General features: G+C 73.3%; 21 protein-coding genes. 6 read left to right on the top strand and 15 right to left on the bottom strand.

Translation table 11 applies throughout. The features are described from left to right. Positions 1-64: 64 nt before the first annotated feature. From ABZ117_RS13705 to ABZ117_RS13650, 12 genes are all read right to left on the bottom strand, one after another. Complete coding sequence (locus ABZ117_RS13705) at positions 65-1,198, bottom strand: polyprenyl synthetase family protein (RefSeq protein ID WP_356820367.1); 1,134 nt, start codon at positions 1,196-1,198, stop codon at positions 65-67. After that, on the bottom strand, positions 1,198-2,625 hold the full coding sequence (hpnE, locus tag ABZ117_RS13700) for a hydroxysqualene dehydroxylase HpnE (RefSeq protein WP_356820366.1): 1,428 nt from the start codon (positions 2,623-2,625) through the stop codon (positions 1,198-1,200). The genes ABZ117_RS13705 and hpnE overlap by 1 nt, the downstream gene beginning before the upstream one ends. Beyond that, the gene (locus ABZ117_RS13695) at positions 2,622-2,750 is read right to left on the bottom strand and encodes a DUF6380 family protein (protein ID WP_356820364.1); all 129 of its coding nucleotides are present in this window, start codon (positions 2,748-2,750) and stop codon (positions 2,622-2,624) included. Before ABZ117_RS13695 ends, hpnE begins: the two co-directional genes overlap by 4 nt. After that, positions 2,750-3,712, bottom strand: a complete 963-nt coding sequence (hpnD, locus tag ABZ117_RS13690; protein WP_356820362.1) for a presqualene diphosphate synthase HpnD — start codon at positions 3,710-3,712, stop codon at positions 2,750-2,752. The genes ABZ117_RS13695 and hpnD overlap by 1 nt, the downstream gene beginning before the upstream one ends. Further along, entirely contained in the window at positions 3,709-4,605 is an 897-nt protein-coding gene (hpnC, locus tag ABZ117_RS13685) for a squalene synthase HpnC (RefSeq protein WP_356820361.1), read from the bottom strand. The genes hpnD and hpnC overlap by 4 nt, the downstream gene beginning before the upstream one ends. 359 nt (positions 4,606-4,964) lie before the next feature. Further along, positions 4,965-5,753, bottom strand: coding sequence for an ABC transporter ATP-binding protein (locus ABZ117_RS13680; RefSeq protein WP_356820359.1), 789 nt, complete (start codon positions 5,751-5,753; stop codon positions 4,965-4,967). Continuing rightward, positions 5,746-6,675: an ABC transporter permease gene (locus tag ABZ117_RS13675; RefSeq protein WP_356820357.1), complete on the bottom strand. Its 930-nt coding sequence runs from the start codon at positions 6,673-6,675 to the stop codon at positions 5,746-5,748. The genes ABZ117_RS13680 and ABZ117_RS13675 overlap by 8 nt, the downstream gene beginning before the upstream one ends. An 83-nt stretch (positions 6,676-6,758) precedes the next feature. Then, positions 6,759-7,631, bottom strand: a complete 873-nt coding sequence (locus ABZ117_RS13670; RefSeq protein ID WP_356820595.1) for a glycosyltransferase — start codon at positions 7,629-7,631, stop codon at positions 6,759-6,761. 5 nt (positions 7,632-7,636) lie between these two features. Next, positions 7,637-8,422 (bottom strand): CDP-alcohol phosphatidyltransferase family protein, encoded by a 786-nt coding sequence (locus ABZ117_RS13665; RefSeq protein ID WP_356820355.1) that lies wholly within the window; start codon positions 8,420-8,422, stop codon positions 7,637-7,639. Further along, a complete protein-coding gene (locus ABZ117_RS13660; protein WP_356820353.1) occupies positions 8,400-9,461 on the bottom strand; it encodes an iron-containing alcohol dehydrogenase family protein in 1,062 nt (353 codons plus the stop codon). Before ABZ117_RS13660 ends, ABZ117_RS13665 begins: the two co-directional genes overlap by 23 nt. Then, entirely contained in the window at positions 9,449-10,201 is a 753-nt protein-coding gene (locus ABZ117_RS13655) for a phosphocholine cytidylyltransferase family protein (RefSeq protein WP_356820352.1), read from the bottom strand. The genes ABZ117_RS13660 and ABZ117_RS13655 overlap by 13 nt, the downstream gene beginning before the upstream one ends. Beyond that, positions 10,198-12,045 carry a DUF5941 domain-containing protein gene (locus ABZ117_RS13650; protein ID WP_356820350.1) on the bottom strand — a complete coding sequence of 616 codons (1,848 nt, stop codon included), beginning with the start codon at positions 12,043-12,045 and terminating at the stop codon, positions 10,198-10,200. Before ABZ117_RS13650 ends, ABZ117_RS13655 begins: the two co-directional genes overlap by 4 nt. Before the next feature lie 265 nt (positions 12,046-12,310). Between ABZ117_RS13650 and galE the strand changes: the two genes are divergently transcribed. The 3 genes from galE to idi all read left to right on the top strand — a co-directional run bounded on the left by galE (position 12,311) and on the right by idi (position 15,166). Then, a complete protein-coding gene (gene galE, locus ABZ117_RS13645) occupies positions 12,311-13,282 on the top strand; it encodes a UDP-glucose 4-epimerase GalE (protein ID WP_356820348.1) in 972 nt (323 codons plus the stop codon). Between the two features lie 166 nt (positions 13,283-13,448). After that, on the top strand, positions 13,449-14,390 hold the full coding sequence (locus ABZ117_RS13640; RefSeq protein ID WP_356820347.1) for a cation diffusion facilitator family transporter: 942 nt from the start codon (positions 13,449-13,451) through the stop codon (positions 14,388-14,390). 182 nt (positions 14,391-14,572) lie between these two features. Next, positions 14,573-15,166 (top strand): isopentenyl-diphosphate Delta-isomerase, encoded by a 594-nt coding sequence (idi, locus tag ABZ117_RS13635; protein ID WP_356820345.1) that lies wholly within the window; start codon positions 14,573-14,575, stop codon positions 15,164-15,166. 6 nt (positions 15,167-15,172) lie between these two features. Here idi and ABZ117_RS13630 read toward each other — a convergent pair whose 3' ends face one another. Beyond that, positions 15,173-15,664, bottom strand: a complete 492-nt coding sequence (locus ABZ117_RS13630; protein ID WP_356820593.1) for an ATP-binding protein — start codon at positions 15,662-15,664, stop codon at positions 15,173-15,175. A gap of 214 nt (positions 15,665-15,878) precedes the next feature. On the opposite strand from ABZ117_RS13630, the gene ABZ117_RS13625 reads away from it, so the two are divergent. Beyond that, positions 15,879-16,634 carry an enoyl-CoA hydratase/isomerase family protein gene (locus tag ABZ117_RS13625; protein ID WP_356820343.1) on the top strand — a complete coding sequence of 252 codons (756 nt, stop codon included), beginning with the start codon at positions 15,879-15,881 and terminating at the stop codon, positions 16,632-16,634. A gap of 132 nt (positions 16,635-16,766) precedes the next feature. Further along, positions 16,767-19,214 carry a Tex family protein gene (locus ABZ117_RS13620; RefSeq protein ID WP_356820341.1) on the top strand — a complete coding sequence of 816 codons (2,448 nt, stop codon included), beginning with the start codon at positions 16,767-16,769 and terminating at the stop codon, positions 19,212-19,214. Between the two features lie 139 nt (positions 19,215-19,353). On the opposite strand, the gene ABZ117_RS13615 is transcribed toward ABZ117_RS13620, so the two are convergent. After that, a complete protein-coding gene (locus ABZ117_RS13615) occupies positions 19,354-20,994 on the bottom strand; it encodes an ABC-F family ATP-binding cassette domain-containing protein (protein WP_356820340.1) in 1,641 nt (546 codons plus the stop codon). A 143-nt stretch (positions 20,995-21,137) separates the two neighbouring features. Between ABZ117_RS13615 and ABZ117_RS13610 the strand changes: the two genes are divergently transcribed. Next, positions 21,138-22,076 (top strand): FAD-dependent oxidoreductase, encoded by a 939-nt coding sequence (locus tag ABZ117_RS13610; protein WP_356820338.1) that lies wholly within the window; start codon positions 21,138-21,140, stop codon positions 22,074-22,076. Positions 22,077-22,749: 673 nt separating this feature from the next. On the opposite strand, the gene ABZ117_RS13605 is transcribed toward ABZ117_RS13610, so the two are convergent. Then, complete coding sequence (locus ABZ117_RS13605) at positions 22,750-24,699, bottom strand: Xaa-Pro dipeptidyl-peptidase (RefSeq protein ID WP_356820336.1); 1,950 nt, start codon at positions 24,697-24,699, stop codon at positions 22,750-22,752. Between the last annotated feature and the right edge of the window lie 8 nt (positions 24,700-24,707).

The following is a 24,707-nucleotide window of genomic DNA, read 5'->3' as shown; positions in this document are numbered from 1 at the left end:
CGGCCGGTGTGCGGACACTGGTCACCGGCCGGCGACTACGCGAGGCTGGTCGAGCCGATGACGGTCATCTCTTCCGTACGACGACGAAGTCGGCCAGGGCCGTGAAGGAGTCCCGCACCCGGCCGGGCATGTCGACGGCGTCGAGGGCCTCGACGGCGATGGTGTGCTGACGGCGCGCCTCCCGCGCCGTCCATTCGCGGCCGCCGGCCTCCTCGATGAGGGCCGCGCGGGCCGCGAACTCCTCCTCGGAGAAGTTCTCGAAGTCGCTGCTCTTGGCGTCGGCGGCGAGCATCTCGCCCAGCTGCTCCGAGGCGGGGCCGCCGGCCGCGAGCGCGGCCACCACCGGCAGGGACTTCTTGCGCTGACGCAGGTCGCTCCACGTCTGCTTGCCGGTGGCCTCCGGGTCGCCCCAGATGCCGAGGAGGTCGTCGACGGCCTGGAAGGCGAGGCCGAGGTGGTATCCGTAGCGCTCCAGCGCGTCGGCGGTGGCGTCGTCGGCGCCGCCGAGGACCGCGCCGATGGAGGAGGCGCAGGCGAGCAGCGCGCCGGTCTTGTTGCCCTCCATCTCCAGGCACTCCTCGACGCTGACGCGGTCGCGGTGCTCGTAGGAGATGTCCTGGGCCTGACCGTCGATCAGGGCACGGGTGGCGGTGGTCAGCCGGCGGGTGGCGCGGCCGGCCTCGACGGTGCCGAGTTCCAGCAGGACCTCGTTGGCGAGGGCGAACAGGGCGTCGCCGACCAGGATGGCCTGGGCGGGGCCGTGCACCTTCCAGACGGTGTCCCGGTGCCGGCGCTGCTCGTCGCCGTCCATCAGGTCGTCGTGCAGCAGGGAGAAGTTGTGCACGAGTTCGACGGCGACCGCGCCCGGGATGCCCGCCTCCGGTGCGGCGCCGGTGACCTCGGCGGAGAGAACGGCGAGCGCGGGACGGACGGCCTTGCCGCCGTCGCCGTCGGCGGGGTTGCCGGCGGCGTCGATCCAGCCGAAGTGGTAGGCGGCGACGGTGTCCATGGGAGGCGCCAGGCGGTCGACGGCCGCACGCAGGACCGGTGTGGCCAGGGTGCGGCCGCGCTCCAGCAGCGCGGTCACGTCCACCGCGGCCCGTGGAGCGGGCGTCGGGGCCGGGGGCACAGTGGGCACAGTCTCTCCTCTTGTCGCGGTACCGGGGGTGCGGGGGCCGGCCGCCTGCTGATCGGGCATCAGGCCGCCTCCTCGAATGCGAAGAGGCGACGGGGGCGGGGCCGGCCCAGGGCGCCGAGCGCGGCGTCGGCCGCGCTCACTCCACTGCGGACCGCACCCTCCATGGTCGCGGGCCACCCGGTGGCGGTCCACGCTCCGGCCAGGTACAGGCCGGGGGCCTTGGTGCGGGCGCCGGGCCGCAGCCGCCCGACGCCGGGGGCGGGGGCGAACGTGGCCGCGCGCTCCCGGGTCACGAAGAAGTCCTCCACGACGGCCGTACGCGTACCCGGGATCAGCCGGGCCAGCTCGGGCAGGTAGCGCTCACGGAGTTCGGCGACCGGGGTGTCGATCTCGTCCTGCGCGGCCGACTGGGACAGGGCGAGGTACTGGCCGGTGCGCAGTCCCGAGGCGTCGGTGCGGTCGAAGACCCACTGCACCGGGGTGCCGAGCGCGGCGAAGAAGGGTGTCGCCAGGACCCGGCGGTCGTAGACGACGTGGACGTTGAGGATCGGCGCGGTGCCGATCTCCAGCAGCCGCCGCGGCGCGTCGAGGGCACCGGACGGCAGCAGTTCGTGGGCCTCGCGCTGGGGTACGGCGAGGACGACGGCGTCGGTCTCCAGCGTCTCGCCGGGAACCTGAACGCTCCAGGACCCGTTCGCGTCGAGAGAGAGGGAGGTGACGCGTGCACGGACCTCGGTACGCACGCCCGCGGAGTCGAGCGCCCTGCGGGCCAGCCGGTCGTGCAGTTCGCCCAGCGGGACGCGGGCCCAGCCGATGTCGGCCGCGCCCGGGTCGGACAGCAGACCGGTCTTGAACACCATCGCGGCGAGTCCCAGCGAGGCGTCGCCGGCGACCGCGTTGAGGGTGGCGACCCCGACCAGGTCCCACAGGGCCTCGATGGCGCGCGCCGACTGGCCGTGCGCGGCCAGCCAGCTGCCGAAGTCCTGTGTGTCCAGGGCCGGATCGGCGAGGTCCAGTCCCTTCAGCGCGAGCGCGGCGCGCCCGACGGCCGCGCGCTCGGCGAGCGAGAGGTGTGGATAGGCGGCCAGGCTGCGCCCCAGGTGGAGGGGGACGGGCAACGGGTCGCGCCGCAGCCGGCCGAGCCGCCTGCCCGCGGGCTTGGCGACATCGACGACGGGCACGTCCAGGCGGTCCTGGAGCGGTGCCAGCGCCGCGCCCTCGATCCGGTCGAGGAACCAGCGGTAGGCGGTGCAGCAGCGCAGGTACACGTGCTGACCGTTGTCGACGGTCAGCTCGCCGCGCCGGAAGGAGAAGGCGAGGCCGCCCAGCCGGGGCCTGCCCTCGAGCAGGGTGACGCGGACACCGGCGTCGGCGAGGGCGAGCGCCGCGGTGATGCCGGCGAGTCCGCCGCCGACCACGACGGCGCTGCGGCCAGCCGGCTGCGGGCCGGCGGCGTGCGCCGGTGCGGGGCGTGAGCCGTCGCTCATCGTGCGTCCTTCCGTGCGGGGCGGGCGTGCTGGTCGAACGGTGCACGCCCGGCCGTCGCAGTGAGGGACGCCACGCCGCGGCGGAGGGTTGCCCGCCCTCTGCCGTCCGGTCCCGGGACGTCCATCAGGCGCGCCTCCTGAGGGAGCGCCGGGAGACATGGCGGGTCACGTGCCGGGTGTCGAGCCCGGACAGGCCGCGCACGGCGACGTAGGCCTTCTCGTGCCCGGGCAGCGAGACCCGGCCGCGCAGCACGGCCTCCGGGTCGCGCTCGATGCGGTCGAGCAGCCGGCGGTAGATACCGGCCATCGCGGCCACACAGGCGCCGCTGCGCCGGTCGAGCATGGGCAGCAGCCGGTAGCCCTCGGCGAACAGGGCGCGGGCGCGGCGCACCTCGAAGTGGACGAGGCCCGCGAAGTCGGAGCCGTCCGGTGGTGTCGGCCCGTGGAACCCGGCCGAGCAGCCGAACTTGGCGAGGTCGTCGGCGGGCAGATAGGTACGGCCGTCCTCGGCGTCCTCGCGGACGTCCCTGAGGATGTTGGTGAGCTGGAGCGCGAGACCCAGGGTGTCGGCGTACTCGGGTGCGCGCTCGGCGCCCCGCGCCCCCGGTTCGGTGCCGAACACGCCGAGCGAGAGGCGGCCGATGGCACCGGCGACACACCGGCAGTAGACCTTCAGGTCGTCCCAGGTCTCGTAGGTCTGGCCGCGGGCGTCCATCTGGACGCCGTCGATCAGCTCGTCCAGGCCGCCGAGCGGGATCGGGAAGGCCTGTGCCGCGTGGGTGAGGGCGACGGCCACCGGGTCGGTGTCGTCCTCCTCGACCTTGCCGTCCCTGACCCGGGCGAGCAGCGTCCGGGTGTCCTCCAGGCGGGCCAGTTTGACCTCGTCGGCCAGGTCGCCGTCGCCGATGTCGTCCACGCGCCGGGAGAACGCGTACAGCGCCGACATGGCGCGGCGCTTGGCCGTCGGCAGCAGCCGGATGCCGTAGGCGAAGTTCCGGGCCTGCTGCCCGGTGACGGCCTCGCAGTAGCTGTAGGCGGCGAGTACCGGTGCGGACACGTGCGGCGGAGAATCCACGGTCCGGATCACCCCTCTCCTCGCAGGATCACGCCCACCTCACGCAGCAACTGGAGCGTGCCGGGCTTGGGCGGGCCGGGAAGTACGTCGAATTCGGCGGCGGTGATCGCCCGGATCGCCGCCCTCCCTCCCGCCACGAACCCCGCGAGCAGCAGTTTCAGCCTGCCGTGGACGCTACCCACCAGGGGGGCGCCTTCATTCAGCAGATCGCGGGCGCGTTGTGCCTCGTATGCAACCAGGGCGCGCACCGACGCGCCCGCGGTTCTCGCGGCGAGGTCCGATTCCCGGACGTGGAAGCGCTTCATGTCCTGCGCGGGCAGGTAGATCCGGTCACGGCCGAGGTCCTCGGCGACGTCCTGGAGGTGCTCCACGATCTGGAGGGCGGTGCAGATCGCGTCGGAGAGCCGGACGCGCTCGGGGGTCGAGGTGCCGGTGACGGCGAGCACGATGCGGCCGACGGGGTTGGCGGACAGTTCGCAGTAGGCGAGAAGGTCGTCGTAGGTCTCGTAGCGGGTGACGAGCTGGTCCTGGCGGTTGGCGGCGATCAGGCCGAGGAACGGCTCGGGCGTGAGGGCGTGGCGGCGGACGGTGGGCGTCAGGCGGCGCAGCAGCGGATGGCGCGGGGTGCCGTCGAAGACCCGGCGCAGGTCGGTCTCGAAGGCGTCGAGGAGGACCAGCCGGTCCTCGGCCTCGTCCGGTGACACGCCGAGCAGACGGGCGTCGCCACCGCCGGGTGCGAGGTCGCCGTCGCCGATGTCGTCCACCAGACGGGCGAAACCGTAGACGGCCATGAGGTCGTCGCGCCACGCCCGGGGCAGGAAGAAGGGGGCCACGGGGAAGTTCTCGCCCGCGGCCTTGTCCAGGGTGGCGCGTTCCAGGTCCGGCGCCGGTTCGGTGGCCGTCATCGCACGCTGCCCGGGGCGGGGACGGCACATGCTGCGTCGAGCAGGGGAGTCTCCGTAGCCATTGCCGTCACATCTCCCGTTCTACACTGCCGACCTAATACACACTATTTCGGACACGCCGCCCGGCCGCGCGCACGGCGCCCTGACGGGGGGTGTCGCGCGTTATCGCCCCACTTGCCGGGTTCCGGCGCCGGTACAGCTTACGTTGTACAACGCAGCACGGACCGCCGGGGTGTCCCGCGCATCACAACAACACACCGATTGGCTCCAAGATTCCTGCCACCGGCCGGAGTTGACGCTTCCTTTGCGGACGCAGGGCCCCGCCGGACGCATACCGGCGGGGCCCTGGCCGAAGCGGGTCACTTGCCCGTGAACTTCTCGTACTCCTTCAGGACCTCTTCGGTGGGCCCGTCCATGCGCAGCTCACCGCGCTCCAGCCACAGCACGCGGTTGCAGGTGTCACGGATCGACTTGTTGTTGTGACTGACCAGGAACACCGTTCCGGCCTCCTTGCGCAGTTCCCGGATGCGCTCCTCCGAGCGCTTCTGGAACTTGCGGTCGCCGGTGGCCAGCGCCTCGTCGATCATGAGCACGTCGTGGTCCTTGGCGGCGGCGATGGAGAACCGCAGCCGGGCGGCCATGCCGGAGGAGTACGTCCGCATCGGCAGGGTGATGAAGTCGCCCTTCTCGTTGATGCCCGAGAAGTCGACGATGTCCTGGTAGCGCTCCTTGACCTGCTCCCGGGACATACCCATGGCGAGGCCGCCGAGGATGACGTTGCGCTCGCCGGTGAGGTCGTTCATCAGCGCCGCGTTGACGCCGAGCAGGGAGGGCTGGCCGTCGGTGTAGACCTTGCCCTTCTCGGCGGGCAGCAGGCCGGCGATGGCACGCAGCAGGGTGGACTTGCCGGAGCCGTTGGAGCCGATCAGGCCGATGGCCTCGCCCCGGTAGGCGACGAAGGACACCCCCCGCACGGCGTGCACCTTGCGCACTCCTCGCGCCGCGTCGTCGGAGCCGCGCCTCAGGATGCGGCTCAGAGCCGCCGTCGCGCTGCCCTTGCCGGTCCTGGCTCCGTTGACGCGGTAGACGATGTGCAGCTCGTCGGCGATGACCGTCGGGCGACGCTCGCCGTTGTCGTGTTCAGCCACGGCCGTACCGCTCCTCAGCCTTCCAGAAGTACACGAAGCCGCCGGCGAAGACCGCCACGGCCCAGAACAGGGCGATGACCCACACGTGCGGGGGCAGGTTCGAGGCACCGTAGCCGTCGATCAGCGCGAACCGCATCAGGTCCATGTAGATCGCGGCCGGGTTGACCTGGAGCAGCCGGACGATCCACTCCGGGCGCCCCTCCAGCATCTTGTTGATCGAGAACATGACGCCGGAGGTGTACATCCAGGTGCGCAGCAGGAACGGCATGAGCTGCGCGAGGTCCGGCGTCTTGGCGCCCATGCGGGCCACGATCATCGCCAGTCCGGTGTTGAACAGGAACTGGAACACCAGCACGGGCACGATCAGCAGCCAGGACACGCTCGGGTAGCTGCCGAAGCCGATCGCCACGACGAACAGCACGATCATCGAGAACAGCAGCTGCTGGAGCTGCTGGAGCGAGAAGGAGACCGGCAGCGAGGCGCGCGGGAAGTGCAGGGCCCGCACCAGGCCGAGGTTCCCGGAGATCGCGCGGACGCCGGACATCACCGAGTTCTGCGTGAAGGTGAACACGAACACGCCGGTCACCAGGAACGGGATGTAGACGTCCCGGGACATGCCGCGGCTGGCGTGCAGGATCACACCGAAGATGAAGAAGTACACGGCCGCGTTCAGCAGTGGCGTGGCCACCTGCCACAGCTGGCCCAGCTTGGCCTGGCTGTACTGGGCCGTCAGCTTCGCCTGGGAGAAGGCGAGGATGAAGTGGCGGCGCCCCCACAGCTGACGGACGTACTCCACGAGCGAGGGCCGGGCACCGCTCACGGTCAGCCCGTACTTGGCGGCCAGCCGGTCCGCCGTCAGTCCCTCGTCGGGCGACGGGGCCGCGGTCACCGCGACCGTGCCGTCGTGCGTGGTCTCACTCACAGGGGGAAACTTTCGTCTTCGGGTTCGCGTTCGTCGTCCGGTGCGCGCGTCCGCGGACGCACGGGCCCTCACGGACGAGCTTGTCAGATGACCGGGGGACGGCCCAGTCGGGTGAGGCGCCACACCGTACGCCAGCGCATCGGGCGGCGCGGACCGCACGGTGTGGTCCAGCCTTCCCGGAACCCGCCGAACCAGGCCTTCAGGGCCGGCCGCGAGGGGCGGCGCAGGAGGGTGAGCAGCAGCCAGACCCCGAGGTAGACGGGGACCAGGAGCGCGGGCAGGTTGCGGCGGGCCAGCCAGACCCGGTTACGGGCGACCATGCGGTGGTAGACCGCGTGCCGCGAGGGCGCGGTGGTCGGGTGGTACAGCACCATGTCGGACCGGTAGTCGATCATCCAGCCCGCGTCGAGGGCCCGCCAGGCCAGGTCGGTTTCCTCGTGGGCGTAGAAGAACTCGTCCGGCAGCCCGCCGACCTCGGCGAGGACGCGGGTGCGTACGGCGTTGGCGCCGCCGAGGAAGGTGGTCACCCGGGAGGAGCGCATCGGGTCGGCGGCGCGCAGCCGGGGCACGTGCCGGCGCTGGGTCTCGCCGGTGCCGGGGTCGGCGATGCGGAAGCTGATGATGCCGAGCTCCGGGTCGGCGGCGAAGGCCTCCCGGCACAGCTCGGCGGTGTCGTGCCGGGCGAGCAGGCCGTCGTCGTCGAGGAAGAGCAGGATGTCGGCGTCGCGGCCGCTGGGACCGAAGGCCTCGATGCCGACGTTGCGTCCGCCGGGGATGCCCAGGTTCTCGGGCAGCTCGATGGTGCGCACGCCGGCCGGCACGTCCGGGACCGGCGAGCCGTTGCCGACGACGACGACCTCGACGGGGTCGCCGTCCTGCTTGGCGACGGAGTCGAGCAGGGCCCGCAGCTCCTCGGGCCGGTTGCCCATGGTGATGATGACGGCGCCGACCTTCACGGCACTCACCGCAGCCTGCTGGAGGCGAGGACGGACACCAGGTGCAGCAGCGTCTGGAGCAGGGCGATGCCGGCGAGGACGGCGGTGCCGAGCCGGGTGAAGAACAGGTCGCCGCGGACCTGGTCCACGATCGCGAGGACCAGGATGAGCAGCGATGCCTCGATGCCGAGGATGAGCCGGTGGAACCTCAGCGCCGAGGCGGCGCGGCGGGCCAGCGCCATGCCCGCGGAACGCGGCTCGGCGACGCCCGCCGCGTCCTTCACCGGCGGCATCCCGGCCTGGTGGCGGGCGACGCCGACCAGGTCGGTCTCGGCCTTGATCAGGATGGCGCCGAGCGCGGCGAGGGTGCCGAGGAAGGCCCACAGCCAGTCGATGCGGCCGCTGCCCCACAGGTCGGCGGCGCGCAGGCCGAGGCCGACCAGCACGGCCGCGTCGGTGAGGTAGGCGCCCACGCGGTCCAGGTAGACCCCGCCGAGCGAGTACTGCTTCTTCCAGCGGGCGATCTCGCCGTCGACGCAGTCCAGCAGGAGGTACAGCTGGGTGGCGACGATCCCGAGGACGGCGCCCGCGATCCCCGGCACCAGCAGGGCCGGGGCCGCGAGCACGCCGCAGACGGTCATCAGGTACGTGAGCTGGTTGGGCGTGACCCTGGTGTTCACCAGGTAGCGGTCGACGCGCAGGGACACCTCACGCATGTAGAGGCGTCCCGCCCAGTGCTCACCGCTGCGCCGGTCCTTCACCCCCGCGGGGTGGACGACCGGACGGAGTTCAGCTACCGATGGCCTTGACATAGTCGGCGTAGATGTCCTTGATCTGGTTCGTCTTGAGGTCGAGGTGTTCGATGATCGTGTAGCGGCCGGGCCTGGTCTCCGGGGCGAACTCCACCACGCGGACGAACTCGTCCACCGTGAAGCCGATCTCCTCCGGCAGCACCGGCAGCCCGTGCCGGCGCAGCACCCCGGCCATGTACGCCGACTCCTCGTGCGCGCCGCGCAGGTACATCGCGAAGGCGGCGCCGAGGCCGCACTGCTCGCCGTGGGCGGCCGCCCGCTTGGGATAGAGCAGGTCGAAGGCGTGGTTGATCTCGTGGCAGGCGCCGGAGGACGGGCGGGAGTCGCCCGACACCGACATGGCGATGCCGGTGAGGACCAGCGCCTCGGCCAGTACCTGGAGGAAGCCGTCGTCGCCGACCCCGCCCGGGTGCCTGAGCACCGCCTCGCCGGCCTGGCGGGCCATGGCGGCGGCCAGGCCGTCGATCTTCTCGCCGTTGACGCGGTGGGACAGCTCCCAGTCCGCGACCGCGGAGATGTTGGAGATGACGTCGCCGATGCCGGAGCGCACGAACCGGACGGGCGCCTCACGGATCACGTTCAGGTCGATGACGACCGCGATCGGATTCGGCACGCCGTACGAGCCGCGGCCCGCGTCGTTGTCGAGGGTGGCGACCGGCGAGCACAGGCCGTCGTGCGCGAGGTTGGTGGCGACGGCCACCAGCGGCAGGCCGACGCGGGCCGCCGCGAACTTGGCGCAGTCGATGATCTTGCCGCCGCCCAGGCCGACGACCGCGTCGTAGTGGCCGGCCTTTATGTCGCCCGCCAGCCGGACCGCGTCGTCAATGGTCCCGCCGTCGACCTCGTACCAGGTGGCGCCGGGCAGCGAGGGGGCGATCCGGTCGCGCAGCCGGGCGCCCGATCCGCCGCTGACGGCGATGGCGAGCCGGCCCGACTGCGAGATGCGCTCGTCGGCGAGGACACAGGCCAGATCGTCGAGGGCACCCGGGCGGATGTCCACGACGACCGGCGAGGGAATGAGCCGGGTCAGTACTGGCACGCGATCTCCCGTCCCCGGGCGAGGTCGTCGTGGTTGTCGATCTCCACCCACGGGACCTCGCCGATCGGCGCGACGTCGATCCTGAAGCCGCGGTTCACCAGCTCCTGGTACCCGTGCTCGTAGAACTGCTGCGGGTCGGTCTCCCAGACCGTCTTCAGCGCGTCCGCCAGCTCGGGGGCGGCGTCGCCCTCGATCAGCGTGACGCCGATGTACTCGCCGGTCGCCTCGGCCGGGTCCATCAGCTTGGTGATCTTCCGGACACCCTTGGCCGGGTCGACGACGACCTTCATCTCCTCGTCGGCGAGGGACTTCACCGTGTCCAGCGCGAGGATGATCCGCCTGCCCTCGCCGCGGGCGGCAAGCAGCGTCTTCTCGACGGAGACCGGGTGCACGGTGTCGCCGTTGGCGAGGATGACGCCGTCCTTCAGGGCGTCACGGCCGCACCACAGGGAGTAGGCGTTGTTCCACTCCTCGGCCTTGTCGTTGTCGATGAGCGTGAGCTTCAGGCCGTACTTCCGCTCCAGGGCCGCCTTGCGCTCGTACACGGCCTCCTTGCGGTAGCCGACGATGACCGCGACCTCGGTGAGGCCGATCTCGGCGAAGTTGCCGAGGGTCAGGTCCAGGACCGTCGGTTCGCCCTCTATGCCCGCGGGGCCCACCGGCACCAGAGCCTTGGGAAGGCTGTCGGTGTAGGGGCGCAGACGCCGTCCGGCGCCGGCCGCCAGCACGAGGCCGATCATGCGGGTTCTCCTTCATCGTGTACGGCGGGCGCGCCGCCCTTGTGGGCGGACACCCAGAAGCGGATGCTCTCGACGAGCACCAGCAGGGCGACGGCCACGGCGAGGACCGTGAGCGCGGCCTTGAACTGCGCGGCGGTGAGCACCGCGGCCAGGACGGTGACGAGCAGCGTCCGCCCTTCCTGCCCCCCGACGGCACGCACCAGCCAGGCCGGGGGCGCTCCGGCGTCGCCGCGGATGCGGTACACCGTGTCGTAGTGATGGTAGGCGACGGCGGCCACCAGGCCGAAAGCCGCGGGAAGCGCCCCGTTCACCCCCGCTCTGCCGGCCAGGGCGAGCACGGTGCCGTACTCGGCGGCCCGGAAGAAGGGCGGCACCAGCCAGTCGAGGGCTCCCTTGAGGGGGCGGGCGACGGCGAGGGCGGAGGTGAGGACGTACACGAGGGCGCCGGCGACCGGCAGGAGCCCGCCGAAGCCGGTCAGCGCCGAGCAGGCGACGACCGCGGCACCGCCGAGCAGGGCGGCGGCGGGCACGGCGAGACCGGGCAGGCCCCGTCCGGCCACGCGCCCGAGCGCCTCGGCGAGCGGGCCGGAGTCGGCGAGGTCGGCGAGCGCCCGCGCCGCCCGGTCGGTGCGCCGGGCCCGCCGGGTCACCGAGCGCAGCACGCGGCCGGCCGTGGTGTACGTGGCCGCGAAGGCGCAGCCGGCGAGCAGGACGTAGAAGGTGATCCGCGGCGTCGTCACGGCCGTGAGGACGGCGATCATCGCCCAGCGCTCGCCGATCGGCAGCACGATCATGCGGCGCAGCCAGACCGTCCAGCCGACACTGTCGAGCTTGTCGGAGAGGGCGGCGGTGGGGCTGGTGTTGGCGGCGGCGTCGTGGTTGGCCTCGTTGAAGGAGAAGTCGACCACGTGCCGGCAGGTCTGGAGGATCATCGCGCCGAGGGCGAGGGCCCAGACGTCGTCGCCGCCGCGGGCCGCGCCGAGCGCGAGGCCGGCGTAGTAGGCGTACTCCTTGGCCCGGTCGAAGGTGGCGTCGAGCCAGGCGCCGAGCGTGGAGTACTTCAGGGCGTAGCGGGCGAGCTGGCCGTCGGTGCAGTCGAGCACGAAGGACGCGATGAGCAGCACGCCGGCCGCGACGAACCCGCCGCGGGTGCCGGTCGCCGCGCAGCCGGCCGCGATGAGCGCCGTGAGGAGCGAGGCGGTGGTGACCTGGTTGGGGGTCAGGCCGCGGCGGGCGCACCAGCGGGCGAGGTAGCGCGAGTAGGGGCTGATGAAGAACGTGGTGAAGAAGCCGTCGCGGGCCTTCACGGCCGACTTCAGGCGTACGGCCTCGTCGTCCACGGCGGCGACGGCCTGCCGGGCCTCGTTGCGGGCCTGCGGGTCGGCGGGCACGGTGGCGACCAGGCTGCCCAGCTCGGGCCGGTGCACGGCGTTGCCCTCGGCGTCGAGGGCGGTGACCACGTGGTCGGCGAGGCTGTCCGGAGCGAGGGCGGGGGCGCCGCCCGGTGCGAGCGCCGCGGGCTCGCCGGCCGTGCCGGTGCCCGCGGAGGTCTCGCGGGCCACGGCCCGGGCCAGCGCCTGCCGGGCGGCCGGCTGGGCGGTGACGGCGCCGGGGACGGCGGCGAGCGGGAAGCGCGGGTCGGTCAGGCCGAGGCGCAGGGCGTGCGGGTGGCCGACGAAACGGGAGTCGACCAGGGCCACGCGCCGGCCGGCGGGCACGGCGGCCAGCAGGGCCTCCGCCCCGGCGGCGTCGGGGGCCACGCACACGTCGAAGCCGAGGGAGCGCAGATCGTTCTCGAGTGACGATCCGGGCACCGGCTGACCGGTGACGATGGCGGTCGACAACCGAACTCACTCCCTGGGTGCCGACGCGCGGGCGCCGGTCTTCTGCGTGGTGGGGCGCCCTGCCTGCGACACCCGGGCGGCATGTCGGCAGAGGCTATCGGATGGGCCGGAGCCCGTGTTCACCGGCCGTTCACGGCCCGGCCCACGGGGGCTGCCCCGGCCTTTGCCGCGATCATCATCGGGGATCCGGACCCCGGCCCACAAACCCGCGGGCGCAGACCCGGGCATCCGGGACACCGGTCGGCCCGGCATAGGGTGGGCGACCATGACGTGGCTGATCACCGGCGGAGCCGGATACATCGGGGCGCACGTGGCTCGGGCCATGGCCGGCGCCGGGGAGAGCGTCGTGGCGCTGGACGACCTGTCGGCCGCCGTGCCCGCGCGGCTCCCGGCCGAGGTCCCCCTCGTCCGGGGCTCGACGCTGGACGGGGCGCTGCTGAAGCGGGTCCTCACCGAGTACGGCGTGACGGGCGTCGTCCACCTCGCGGCGCGCAAGCAGGTCGCGGAGTCGGTGGCGCAGCCCACCCGCTACTACCGGGAGAACGTGGGCGCTCTGGCCACGCTGCTCGACGCGGTCGCCGAGGCGGGCGTCGGCCGGCTGGTGTTCTCCTCGTCGGCGGCGGTGTACGGCAACCCGGACGTCGACCTGATCACCGAGGACACCCCGTGCGCCCCGGTCAACCCGTACGGCGAGACCAAGCTGGCCGGGGAGTGGCTGGTGCGGGCGGCGGGGCGGGCGCACGGCATCTCCACGGTGTGCCTGCGCTACTTCAACGTGGCGGGTGCGGCGGCGCCGGAACTCGCGGACACGGGGGTGTTCAACATCGTGCCGATGGTCTTCGACCGGCTCACCCGGGACGAGGCCCCGCGGATCTTCGGCGACGACTATCCGACGCCGGACGGCACCTGCGTGCGGGACTACATCCATGTCGCCGATCTCGCGGAGGCCCATCTCGCGGCGGCGCGGCGGCTCGCCGGCGGGGACGTCACCGGTGACCTGACGCTGAACATCGGCCGGGGCGAGGGCGTCTCGGTGCGCGAGCTGATCACGGTCATCGGGGAGGTCACCGGGGACCGCAGGGCACCCGTGGTGGAGGGCCGCCGTCCCGGTGACGCGCCCCGCGCGGTGGCCTCGGCGGAACGGGCCGCCGAGGCACTGGGCTGGCGGGCCCGGCGGGGGGTGCGGGAGATGACCGAGTCGGCCTGGCTGGGCTGGCGGCTGCACCACGGGGGGTGAACCGGCACGGCACGCGGGCGGCGGGGGCCGCAGCGCTCTGACCTGCGAAACGTTTGCGCAGGTCAGGGCATATGACAACGGTGTTCAGTGCCGCGTTGCCCGATACCCCCGCCCCGTAGTTCACTGGCCTCCCGGCAGGCACTCAGGCGCTCGGAAGGCGGTAGTCATGGGGGCAGGGCACGACCACGGGCACGCGCACTCCCACGTGCCGGCCACGGGTACGGCCACGGCCGCGTACCGGGGCCGGCTGCGGATCGCGCTGGGCATCACGCTCACCGTCATGCTGGTCGAGATCGCCGGCGGCCTGCTCGCGGACTCGCTCGCGCTGATCGCGGACGCCGCGCACATGGCGACCGACGCCGTGGGCCTCGGCATGGCCCTGCTCGCCGTCCACTTCGCGGGCCGCCCGCCGAGCACCAACCGCACCTTCGGCCTGGCCCGCGCGGAGATCCTCGCCGCGCTGGCCAACTGCCTGCTGCTGCTCGGGGTCGGCGGATACGTCGTGTACGAGGCGGTGCAGCGGTTCGTCGAGCCCGCCGGCACCCGGGCCGGGCTGATGATCGTGTTCGGTCTGGTCGGCCTGGTCGCGAACTCCGTCTCGCTGGTGCTGCTGATGCGCGGGCAGAAGGAGAGCCTGAACGTGCGCGGCGCCTTCCTGGAGGTGGCCGCGGACGCCCTCGGCTCGGTGGCGGTGCTGATCTCGGCGGCCGTGATCCTCACCACCGGGTGGCAGCCCGCCGACCCGGTCGCCTCGCTGGTGATCGGCCTGATGATCGTGCCGCGGACCGTCAGGCTGCTGCGCGAGACGCTGGACGTCCTGCTGGAGGCGGCACCGAAGGACGTCGACATGGCGGAGGTCCGGGCGCACATCCTGGCGCTGGACGGCGTCGAGGACGTCCACGACCTGCACGCCTGGACGATCACCTCGGGCATGCCGGTGCTGTCGGCGCACGTGGTGGTCACCTCGGAGGTGCTGAACGCGATCGGCAACGAGAAGATGCTGCACGAACTCCAGGGCTGCCTGGGCGACCACTTCGACGTGGAGCACTGCACCTTCCAGCTGGAGCCGGGCGGGCACGCGGAGCACGAAGCGCGGCTGTGCGGCTGACCGTCCGAACGTTCGTTCGAGGTCTCGCGGGTGGTTCCCGGGGCGGCCGGCGGGCACGCTGATCCACCAGGTCCGGCGTCGCCTGCCGCACCGCGCGCGGACGGCTCCCGCGCCGGGAAGTGCCGGGAGTGCCGGATTCGTACGGCAGACTTGGGGTGCGAAGACCGAGGCGAAGGATGGGTATGCCGATCACACCTGCCACCGCGACGCACAGCTCGTCGGAGGGCACCGAAGAGGCGATTCTGCTGGAACTGGTCGACGAGAAGGGCGTGACGACCGGTACGGCGGAGAAGCTCGCCGCCCATCAGCCGCCGGGACAACTGCACCGGGCGTTCTCGGTGTTCCTCTTCGACGAGCGGGGCCGGCTGCTGTTGCAGCAGCGGGCGCTCGGCAAGTACCACTCCCCCGGTGTGTGGTCCAACACCTGCTGCGGCCACCCCTACCCCGGCGAGGCGCCGTTCGCGGCGGCCTCCCGGCGCACGTACGAGGAGCTGGGTGTGTCGCCGTCGCTGCTCGCGGAGGCCGGCACCGTCCGGTACAACCACCCGGACCCCGCCTCGGGCCTCGTGGAGCAGGAGTACAACCACCTGTTCGTCGGCCTGGTGCAGGCCACGCTCGGGCCGGACCCGCAGGAGGTCGCCTCGACGGCCTTCGTGACGGCGGCCGAGCTGGCGGAGCGGCACGCCCGGGAGCCGTTCTCGGCCTGGTTCATGACCGTGCTGGACGCGGCGCGCCCGGCGATCAGGGAGCTGACGGGCCCGTCCGCGGGCTGGTAGGGGTCCTCAGGAGAAGTCGGGCTTGAGCGGCAGGGCGGCCCAGATCACCTTGCCGCCGCTCGCGGTGTGCTCGACGTCGACCACCCCGCCCGCCTCCCGGGCCACCTCACGGACCAGGAGCAGGCCCCGGCCGCCGGTCCGGCCGTGGTCGGCCTCCAGTGCGGTCGGCCGGTAGGGGTGGTTGTCCTCGACGGACACCCGTACCCACTCGGCTCCGACGGCGACCTCGACGGCCAGCACCGGCGACAGCAGCGCCGCGTGCCGGACCGCGTTGGTGACCAGCTCGGAGACGATCAGCAGCAGCCCGTGCACCAGGTCGTCGGGGACCGGCACACCCTGGCGCAGCAGCAGGTCCCGTACCGCGTGCCGGGCCTGCGGGACCGAGGCGTCCACCGCGGCCGCGGTGAACCGCCAGACGCCTTCGTACGGCAGCGGATCGGGCGGCCGGTCGCCGCCCCCCGCTGGGCGCCGGCCGTCCCCGCGCCCGTGGTTGTCCATCGTCAGGTCGCCGCCCTCGCACTCGATTGTCACCACGCGTCAAGTGTTGGTAACAATCCGCTCCGATCCGGCTGCCTGAACGCAAGTCAGCGGGTATCGAACGGTTTCTGACCGAGTGGGTATGCCAGGGGCGATGACGGGACCGCTTCTGTCGCCCGGGCGCCGGTTCGCGAACTAGTCCGACGATACGGCGCCTTCGGTTACGATCCGCCGCATGGAGCCCCAGCTGTCCCACCAGGTCACCGACTCCGTCGCCACCGTGGTGATCCGTCATCCCGCCAAGCGCAACGCCATGACGGCGCGGATGTGGCGGGACCTGCCGCCGCTGCTGGACGCGCTGGGCCGCGACCCGGGCGTGCGGGCGCTGGTGCTGACCGGCGAGGGCGGCACCTTCTGCGCGGGCGCCGACATCTCCTCGCTGCGAGGGGCACCGGACCGGGCGCAGGGCCTCGCGGTGGCGGCCGAGGAGGCCCTGGCGGCGTTCCCGAAGCCGACCGTCGCCGCCGTGCGCGGGCACTGTGTGGGCGGCGGTGCGCAGCTCGCGGTGGCCTGTGACCTGCGGCTGGCGGAGGAGGGCGCGCTGTTCGGGGTGACCCCGGCGAGGCTCGGCATCGTCTATCCGGCCTCCTCGACACGCCGGCTGGTGTCCCTGGTCGGCCCCGCCACGGCCAAGTATCTGCTGTTCACGGCCGAGTTGATCGACACCGGGCGGGCCCTGCGGACCGGCCTCGTGGACGAGGTACTGCCGGACGGCGCACTGGACGGCCGGGTCGCCGCGTTGACCCGGGTCCTGGTGTCCCGCTCGCAGCTCACCCAGGCCGCCGCCAAGGAGTTCGCGAACGGCCGCACGGACCGGGACGCCCACTGGGCCGGGCAGGCACAGGGCAGCGGCGACACCGCGGAGGGCGTCGCCGCGTTCCTGGAGCGCAGGCAGCCGCGCTTCACCTGGAACGTGGCCGCGTCAGGGTGAGACGGAGCCCCGTGGGGCCGGGCGCCCACGGTCGGGGCCCGGCGCCCCGCCGCGCGGCGCCCTGATCCCCGGTTGTCGGTGTCACCTGCCACAATTGCCGCGCAACCTCAGTGGAGAAGGCGGTACGGGCTCGTGACGACACCCGGTTCCCTGGCAGCAGGGTCCATCGAAGGCAGGATCGCCGAGGAACTCGGCGTACGGGAGCGGCAGGTGAAGGCCGCGGTGGAACTGCTCGACGGCGGATCCACGGTGCCCTTCATCGCCCGCTACCGCAAGGAAGCGACCGAGATGCTCGACGACGCGCAGCTGCGCACGCTCGAGGAGCGGCTGCGGTATCTGCGGGACCTGGAGGAGCGGCGGACCGCGATCCTGGAGTCGGTGCGGGAGCAGGGCAAGCTGACCGAGGAGCTGGAGGCCCGTATCCGCGGCGCCGAGACCAAGGCGCGCCTGGAGGACGTCTACCTGCCCTACAAGCCCAAGCGGCGCACCAAGGCGCAGATCGCGCGGGAGGCGGGCCTGGAGCCGCTGGCGGACGGGCTGCTGGGCGATCCCACCGTCGATCCGGCGGCCGCCGCGGCGGCGTTCGTCGACGCGGACAAGGGCGTCGCCGACGCGCAGGCCGCGCTGGAGGGCGCGCGGGCGATCCTCACCGAGCGGTTCTCCGAGGACGCCGATCTGATCGGTGAGCTGCGCGAACGCATGTGGGTGCGCGGGCGGCTGGTCGCGAAGGTGCGGGAGGGCAAGGAGGAGGCGGGCGCCAAGTTCGCCGACTACTTCGACTTCGCCGAGCCGTTCACCGCGCTGCCCTCGCACCGCGTCCTGGCGATGCTGCGCGGCGAGAAGGAGGAGGTCCTGGACCTCGTCCTGGAGCCGGAGGAGCCCACGGAGGGCCCGTCCTCGTACGAGGGCGTCGTGGCCGCGAGGTTCGGCATCGTGAACCGCGGCCGCCCGGGTGACAAGTGGCTCAACGACACGGTCCGCTGGGCCTGGCGCACCCGCCTGCTGGTCCACCTCGGCATCGACCTGCGCCTGCGGCTGCGTACGGCGGCCGAGGACGAGGCGGTGAACGTGTTCGCCGCGAACCTCCGCGACCTGCTGCTGGCCGCGCCGGCCGGCACCCGCGCGACGCTCGGCCTGGACCCCGGTTTCCGCACCGGTGTGAAGGTCGCCGTCGTCGACGCCACCGGCAAGGCCGTCGCCACGGACGTGATCCACCCGCACGTGCCGGCCAACAAGTGGGACGAGGCCATCGCCCGGCTGGCGGAACTGGCCCGGGAGCACGCGGTCGAGCTGATCGCGATCGGCAACGGCACGGCCTCCCGCGAGACCGACCGGCTCGCCGGCGAACTCATCGCCCGGCACCCCGAGCTGAAGCTCACCAAGGTGGTGGTGTCCGAGGCGGGCGCGTCCGTGTACTCCGCCTCGCAGTACGCCTCCCAGGAGCTGCCCGGCATGGACGTGTCGCTGCGCGGCGCGGTCTCCATCGCCCGGCGCCTCCAGGACCCGCTGGCCGAACTGGTGAAGATCGACCCCAGGTCGATCGGTGTCGGCCAGTACCAGCACGACCTGTCCGAGGTGAAGCTGTCCCGCTCCCTGGACGCGGTCGTCGAGGACTGTGTGAACGGCGTCGGCGTGGACGTCAACACCGCGTCGGTGCCGCTGCTGTCACGCGTCTCGGGCATCTCCGCCGGGCTCGCCGAGAACATCGTCGCGCACCGGGACCAGAACGGTCCCTTCGTCTCCCGCTCGGAGCTGCGGAAGGTGCCCCGGCTCGGCCCGAAGGCGTACGAGCAGTGCGCGGGCTTCCTGCGCATCCGGGGCGGCGCCGACCCGCTGGACGCCTCCAGCGTGCACCCGGAGGCGTACCCGGTGGTGCGCCGCATGGTGAAGACCACGGGTCAGGAGGTGGCCTCCCTCGTCGGCAACACGGGCGCCCTGCGCTCGCTGCGGCCCGCCGACTTCGTGGACGACACGTTCGGTCTGCCGACCGTCACCGACATCCTCAAGGAGCTGGAGAAGCCCGGGCGCGACCCGCGTCCCGCCTTCCGTACGGCCACCTTCAAGGAGGGCGTGGAGAAGATCTCCGACCTGTCCGCCGGGATGATCCTGGAGGGCGTGGTGACGAACGTGGCCGCGTTCGGCGCGTTCGTGGACGTCGGTGTCCACCAGGACGGTCTGGTGCACGTGTCGGCGATGTCGAAGACGTTCGTCAAGGATCCGCGCGATGTCGCGAAGCCGGGTGACATCGTCCGGGTGAAGGTCCTGGACGTCGACATTCCGCGCAAGCGGATCGCGCTGACCCTGCGCCTGGACGACGAGGCGGCACCCCAGGGCGAGGACGGCGGCAGGCCGCAGCGGGGCGGCACCCGGCCGCCCCAGCAGCGGCAGAGCGGCGGCGGCCAGGGACAGCGGCAGGGCGGTGGCGGCCAGGGCCGGCGCCAGAGCGGCGACCAGGGCCGGCGGCAGGACCGCGGGAGCGGTGACCGGGGCGGCCGGCAGGCGCCGGCGCCCGCACCGGCCAACAGCGCCATGGCCGACGCCCTGCGCCGCGCGGGCCTGCTGAACCCGAAGAAGCGCTGACCGGCCGGGGCCGGAGCCACCCGGCTCCGGCCCCGCGGAGCAGCCGGCCCCGCGGACGCGCCCTGCGGACGCGCCCTGCGGCAACACCCCGCTGTGGATCACCGGCCGCTGGAAGTGACGGCCGCCCCGGAGGGGTGGTTCAGCGCTCGGTCACCTTGCCGGCCGTCACCTCGAGGCGTCGGGTCACCCGGACCGCGTCCAGCATGCGCCGGTCGTGGGTGACCAGCAGCAAGGTGCCCTCGTAGGCGTCGAGGGCCGACTCCAGCTGCTCAATGGCCGGCAGGTCCAGATGGTTCGTCGGCTCGTCCAGGACCAGGAGGTTGACGCCCCGGCCCTGGAGCAGGGCGAGGGCGGAGCGGGTGCGTTCGCCCGGGGAGAGGGTCGCCGCCGGGCGCAGGACGTGGCCGGACTTCAGGCCGAACTTGGCGAGCAGCGTGCGGACCTCCGCCGGTTCCGTGTCGGGCACGGCCGCGCAGAAGGCGTCGAGCAGGGACTCGGGCCCGTGGAACAGCTTGCGTGCCTGGTCGACCTCGCCGACCAGGACACCGGAGCCCATGGCCGCGTGCCCCGCGTCGAGCGGGACCCGGCCCAGCAGGGCACCGAGCAGGGTGGACTTGCCCGCGCCGTTGGCCCCCGTCACCGCGACCCGGTCGGCCCAGTCGATCTGCAAGGACACCGGGCCGAAGGAGAAGCCGCCGCGGCGCACCTCGGCGTCCCGCAGCGTCGCCACGACCGCGCCGGAACGCGGCGCGGACGCGATCTCCATGCGCAGGTCCCACTCCTTGCGCGGCTCCTCGACCACCTCCAGGCGCTCGATCATGCGCTGGGTCTGGCGGGCCTTGGCGGCCTGCTTCTCGCTGGCCTCGCTGCGGAACTTGCGGCCGATCTTGTCGTTGTCGTTGCCGGCCTTCCGCCGGGCGTTCTTGACGCCCTTGTCCATCCAGGACCGCTGCGTCTGGGCGCGGTCCTGGAGGCCGGCCTTCTTGTCGGCGAACTCGTCGTACTCGTCGCGGGCGTGCCGGCGGGCCACGTCCCGCTCCTCCAGGTAGGCCTCGTAGCCGCCGCCGTAGAGGTTGATCTGTTGCTGGGCCAGGTCCAGTTCGAGGACCTTGGTCACCGTGCGGGTGAGGAACTCGCGGTCGTGGCTGACGACGACCGTGCCCGCGCGCAGGCCGGTGACGAACCGCTCCAGACGCTCCAGGCCGTCCAGGTCGAGGTCGTTGGTGGGCTCGTCCAGGAGGAAGACGTCGTACCGCGACAGCAGGAGGGAGGCAAGGCCGGCGCGGGCCGCCTGGCCACCGGAGAGCGAGGTCATCGGCTGCTCCAGGTCCACGGCCAGCCCGAGGGAGCCGGCGACCTCCTCGGCGCGTTCGTCGAGGTCGGCACCGCCGAGACCGAGCCACCGTTCGAGGGCGTTCGCGTAGGCGTCGTCGGCGCCGGGCGCACCGTCGACCAGCGCCTGGGTGGCCTCGTCCATGACCCGCTGGGCCTCGGCCACGCCGGTGCGGCGGGCCAGGAGGTCCCGGACACTCTCTCCCGGCCTGCGCTCCGGCTCCTGCGGCAGGTGGCCGACGGTCGCGGCCGGCGGGGACAACCGCAGTTCGCCCTGCTCGGGTGGGACGAGGCCGGCGAGCATCCGCAGCAGGGTCGACTTGCCCGCGCCGTTGGCTCCGACCAGCCCGATGACGTCGCCGGGCGCGACGACCAGGTCGAGCCCGGAGAACAGGGAGCGGTCGCCATGGCCGGCGGCGAGGTTCTTGGCAACGAGGGTGGCAGTCATCAGACGTCGATCCTAATGGCCGTACGTGACCGGCCCGGCCCCGTTTCCGCCGCTCACCGGCGCGCGGGGCACGCCTGCCCGGCCCTTCGGCCGCCTTCGGCCGCGGGGTGCCGCCGGACACGCGCGGGGCCTATCGTCCTGCCGTGGACAGCGAGCCGAGTGACGAAGTGATCGTGGTCGGAGGCGGGATCGCCGGGCTGACGACGGCCGTGCTGCTGGCCGAGTCGGGGCGGCCGGTGCGGGTGTGGGCGCGGGAGCCGGCCGAGCGGACGACCTCCGCGGTCGCGGGCGGCCTGTGGTGGCCGTACCGCATCGAACCGGAGCCGCTGGTCGGCGCCTGGGCGCTGCACTCCCTGACGGTGTACGAGGAGTTGGCCGCGCGGCCCGGGGAGACGGGCGTACGCCTGGTGGAGGGCGTGCACCACGGAGCGCGGCTCGACGAGCTGGGCGCGTGGGCGGGCCGGGTGCCGGGGCTGCGGGCGGTGGCCGGCGGGCTGGCGGCGCGGCTGCCGGTCATCGACATGCCGGTGCATCTGGCGTGGCTGCGGGAGCGGCTGGTGAAGGCGGGAGGGACGGTGGAGGAGCGGACGGTGACCGACCTGGCCGCGGTGCCGGCCGCCGTGGTCGTCAACTGCGCCGGTCTGGGCGCCCGTTCGCTGGTGCCGGACCCCGCGGTGCGTCCTGTGCGCGGGCAGCTGGTGGTGGTGGAGAACCCGGGCGTCACGACCTGGTTCACCTCCGTCGACCACTCCTCGGCCGCCTCCGCCTACTTCATCCCGCAGCCGGGCGGGCTGCTCCTCGGCGGTACGGCGGAGGAGGACGACTGGTCCCTGGAGCCGGACCCGGACACCGCTGCGGCGATCGTCGCCCGCTGCGCGGCGGTACGGCCGGAGATCGCCGGGGCCCGGGTGCTCGCCCACCGGGTGGGACTGCGCCCGGCCCGCGACGCGGTACGGCTGGAACGCCGGCCCCTGCCGGACGGCCGCGCCCTGGTGCACAACTACGGCCACGGCGGCGCCGGCATCACCGTGGCCTGGGGCTGCGCCCGGGAAGCGGCCGAACTGGCGTTCCCGGGGGCGTGAGCGGGCGTCACAGCGGTGTTAGGGGGGCCGGCGGCGGTGAGCGGATGTTCCCGGCCGACCGAGCGGGCCCCGGACCGCGTGGGCGAGCGGGTACGGCCGTGCGAGCGCGGGAGTACCGGCCGCGTGGGCGGCTGTCCCGGCCGCGTGAACGGGCTCCGGTCGTGTGGACGGCTGTTCCCGTCCGTGCGAGTGCGGTCGTACCCGGCCGCGCGAGTCGGTCGTACCCGGCCCTGTGAACGGGACCCGGCCGCGTGGGCGGCTGTCCCCGCACGCATGAACGGGACCCGGCCCCGTCGGCGGCTGCTCCCGGCCGCGTCAACGGGCCCGACCCCGTCGGCCGGCATTCGCGGCCGCGTGAGTCGGTCGTACCCGGCCATGTGGACGGGACCCGGCCCCGTGGGCGGCTGTCCCAGCACGCATGAACGGGACCCCGCCCCGTCGGCGGCTGCTCCCGGCCGCGTCAACGGGCCCGACCCCGGCGGCCGGCGTTCGCGGCCGCGCGAGTGCGGTCGTACCCCGCCATGTGAACGGGACCCGGCCGCGCGAGTCGGTCGTACCCCCGCCATGTGCACGGGACCCGGCCACCTGGGCGGCTGTCCCGGCCGTATCGGGTGGGCGCTCCGGCCGCCCGCGGTGTCGGCAGGCGGCCGGGGCTGTGGTCGGTGGGCCGGTGTCAGGCCGCCGGGAGGTGCCGGACGGCGTGGGGTGCGCGGACGCCGGACAGGGGCGCCGGCGCGAGAGCCGGGGCGCTGCCGGACATGGCGCGGGCGAACGCCGCCGCACCGCCGGCCAGCGGGAGCCGCGCGCTCGTACCGGACAGGTCCAGCGTGAGCGTCGGCCCCGCCGCCGGGGGCGGGTCGATGAGGTCGCGGTCCGTGCCGGCGACGATCAGCGCCAGCCGGTGCCCGGCGGGGACGACGTGGTCGGTGGCGGCGAGGTCGAGGGTCATCGTGTACGGCTTGCCGGGGGTGAGCGGCACGCCCTTGTCCAGGGAGGCGTGATGGCCGAGGTCGGCCCAGCCGCGGCTGAACACGGTGTAGTCGACGGCGGCCGTCCTGGCGCCGGTCTCCTTGAAGCAGGCGCTGTCCCCGGCCGTGCTCGCGCCCCAGCAGGTGCGGTCGGTGAGGGTGGTGATGCCTTCGGCGCTGTCGGCGTAGTCGCGGATGGTGTCCGGGCCGAGGTCGACCAGGACGGCGGACAGGTGGGCGGAGGTGGTGGTCGGGGTGGCGGTGACCGTCACGCGGGAGGAGCCGGACAGGCGCAGGCCGCGGGTGAGCGGTGCCGTGAGGAACCCGGCCTTCTCGGGGGTGGGCGTGGTGAGGTGCGCGGCCCAGTCGGTCTCGCTCAGCCGCGGGTCGTCGGTGAAGGTCTCGGTGCCGGCGGCCGGGCGCAGCCCGAGCGTGCCGACGCCGGCCCGGGCGCCGGAGGCCGGGTGCAGGACGGTGGTGCGGGTGGTGCGCGGGGGCCAGGCCGCGGAGGTGACCCACTGGTCGGGGTGGCGTTCGATGTCGGCCGTGGGCTCTCGGTCGATGCCGTTGTCGTAGCCGAGGAGTTCGTGGTCGAACCAGCGGTGCAGGGTGTCGACCCAGGCGCCGCGCCGGTAGTCGAACGGGTCGACGTGACCGGTCTGCGACAGCCAGATCTTCCGCTCGACCCCGTGCTTCGCGAGGGCGTCCCACCACTGGCCGAGGTGCTTGGTGCGGACGTTGAGGTCCTGCATGCCGTGCACGAGGAACACGCTGGCGCGCACCTTGCCCGCGTCCTTGACGTAGTCGCGTTCGTTCCACAGCGGGGTCCGGTCGCCGCTGCGCGGGCTGCCGTCGGCGAGCCTTCGCTGGACGGCGGCGCAGTGGGCCCGCGCGCCGTCGCTCTCGACGTAGCCGGCCAGTTCGGCGGGGCCGCCGTCGTAGAGGGGGGCGCCCTGCGCGAAGTAGTAGTCGTACCAGGAGGAGATGGCGCTGATCGGGACGATGGTCCTCAGGCCCTTGACGCCCGTGGCGGCGACGCCGTTGGCGATGGTGCCGTCCCAGCTCTTGCCGATCATGCCGGTTCTGCCGTTGGTCCAGCCGGCCCGCACCGGGGTGCCGCCGGTGCGGCTGGTGTATGCCCGGGCGCGCCCGTTCAGCCAGTCGACGACGGCCTTCGCGGACCGGATGTCGGAGCGCCCGCCGACGTCGACGCAGCCGTCGGAGCGGTTGGTGCCGGCGAGGTCGACGCCGACGAAGGCGTAGCCGCGGGGCACGAAGTAGTTGTCGTAGAACAGCGGCATCTGTACCACGCGGCCCCGGGCGTCGTACGTCTTGCGCTGGCTCTCGTTGCCGCGTCCGCAGCAGGAGTAGTACGGGCTCGCGTCCATGATGACCGGCACCTTGCGGCCCTGCCTGGCGGGTTCGGCGGGGCGGACGATGTCGGCGGCGACGCGGTCGGTCCGTCCGTCGCGGTCCTCGTCGAGGCCGGTGTCCACCCAGACGGATTCGCGGATGGCGTCGGCGTAGGAGTAGACGGGTCTGCTCTCCCGGGGCGTGGCCTGTGCACCGGCCGGGGTGAGGAAGACGGCCGTCAGGGCGGCGACGGCGGCGATGACGAGCGTTCTCCGGAGTGTGGAGCGCGTGCGTTTCGGCATGCGCGGAC

This window comes from Streptomyces sp. NPDC006309 (genome assembly GCF_040613095.1).
Taxonomy (GTDB): domain Bacteria; phylum Actinomycetota; class Actinomycetes; order Streptomycetales; family Streptomycetaceae; genus Streptomyces.
Note: the sequence above shows the minus strand (reverse complement) of the source record. Positions and strands in the feature narration are given on the sequence as shown.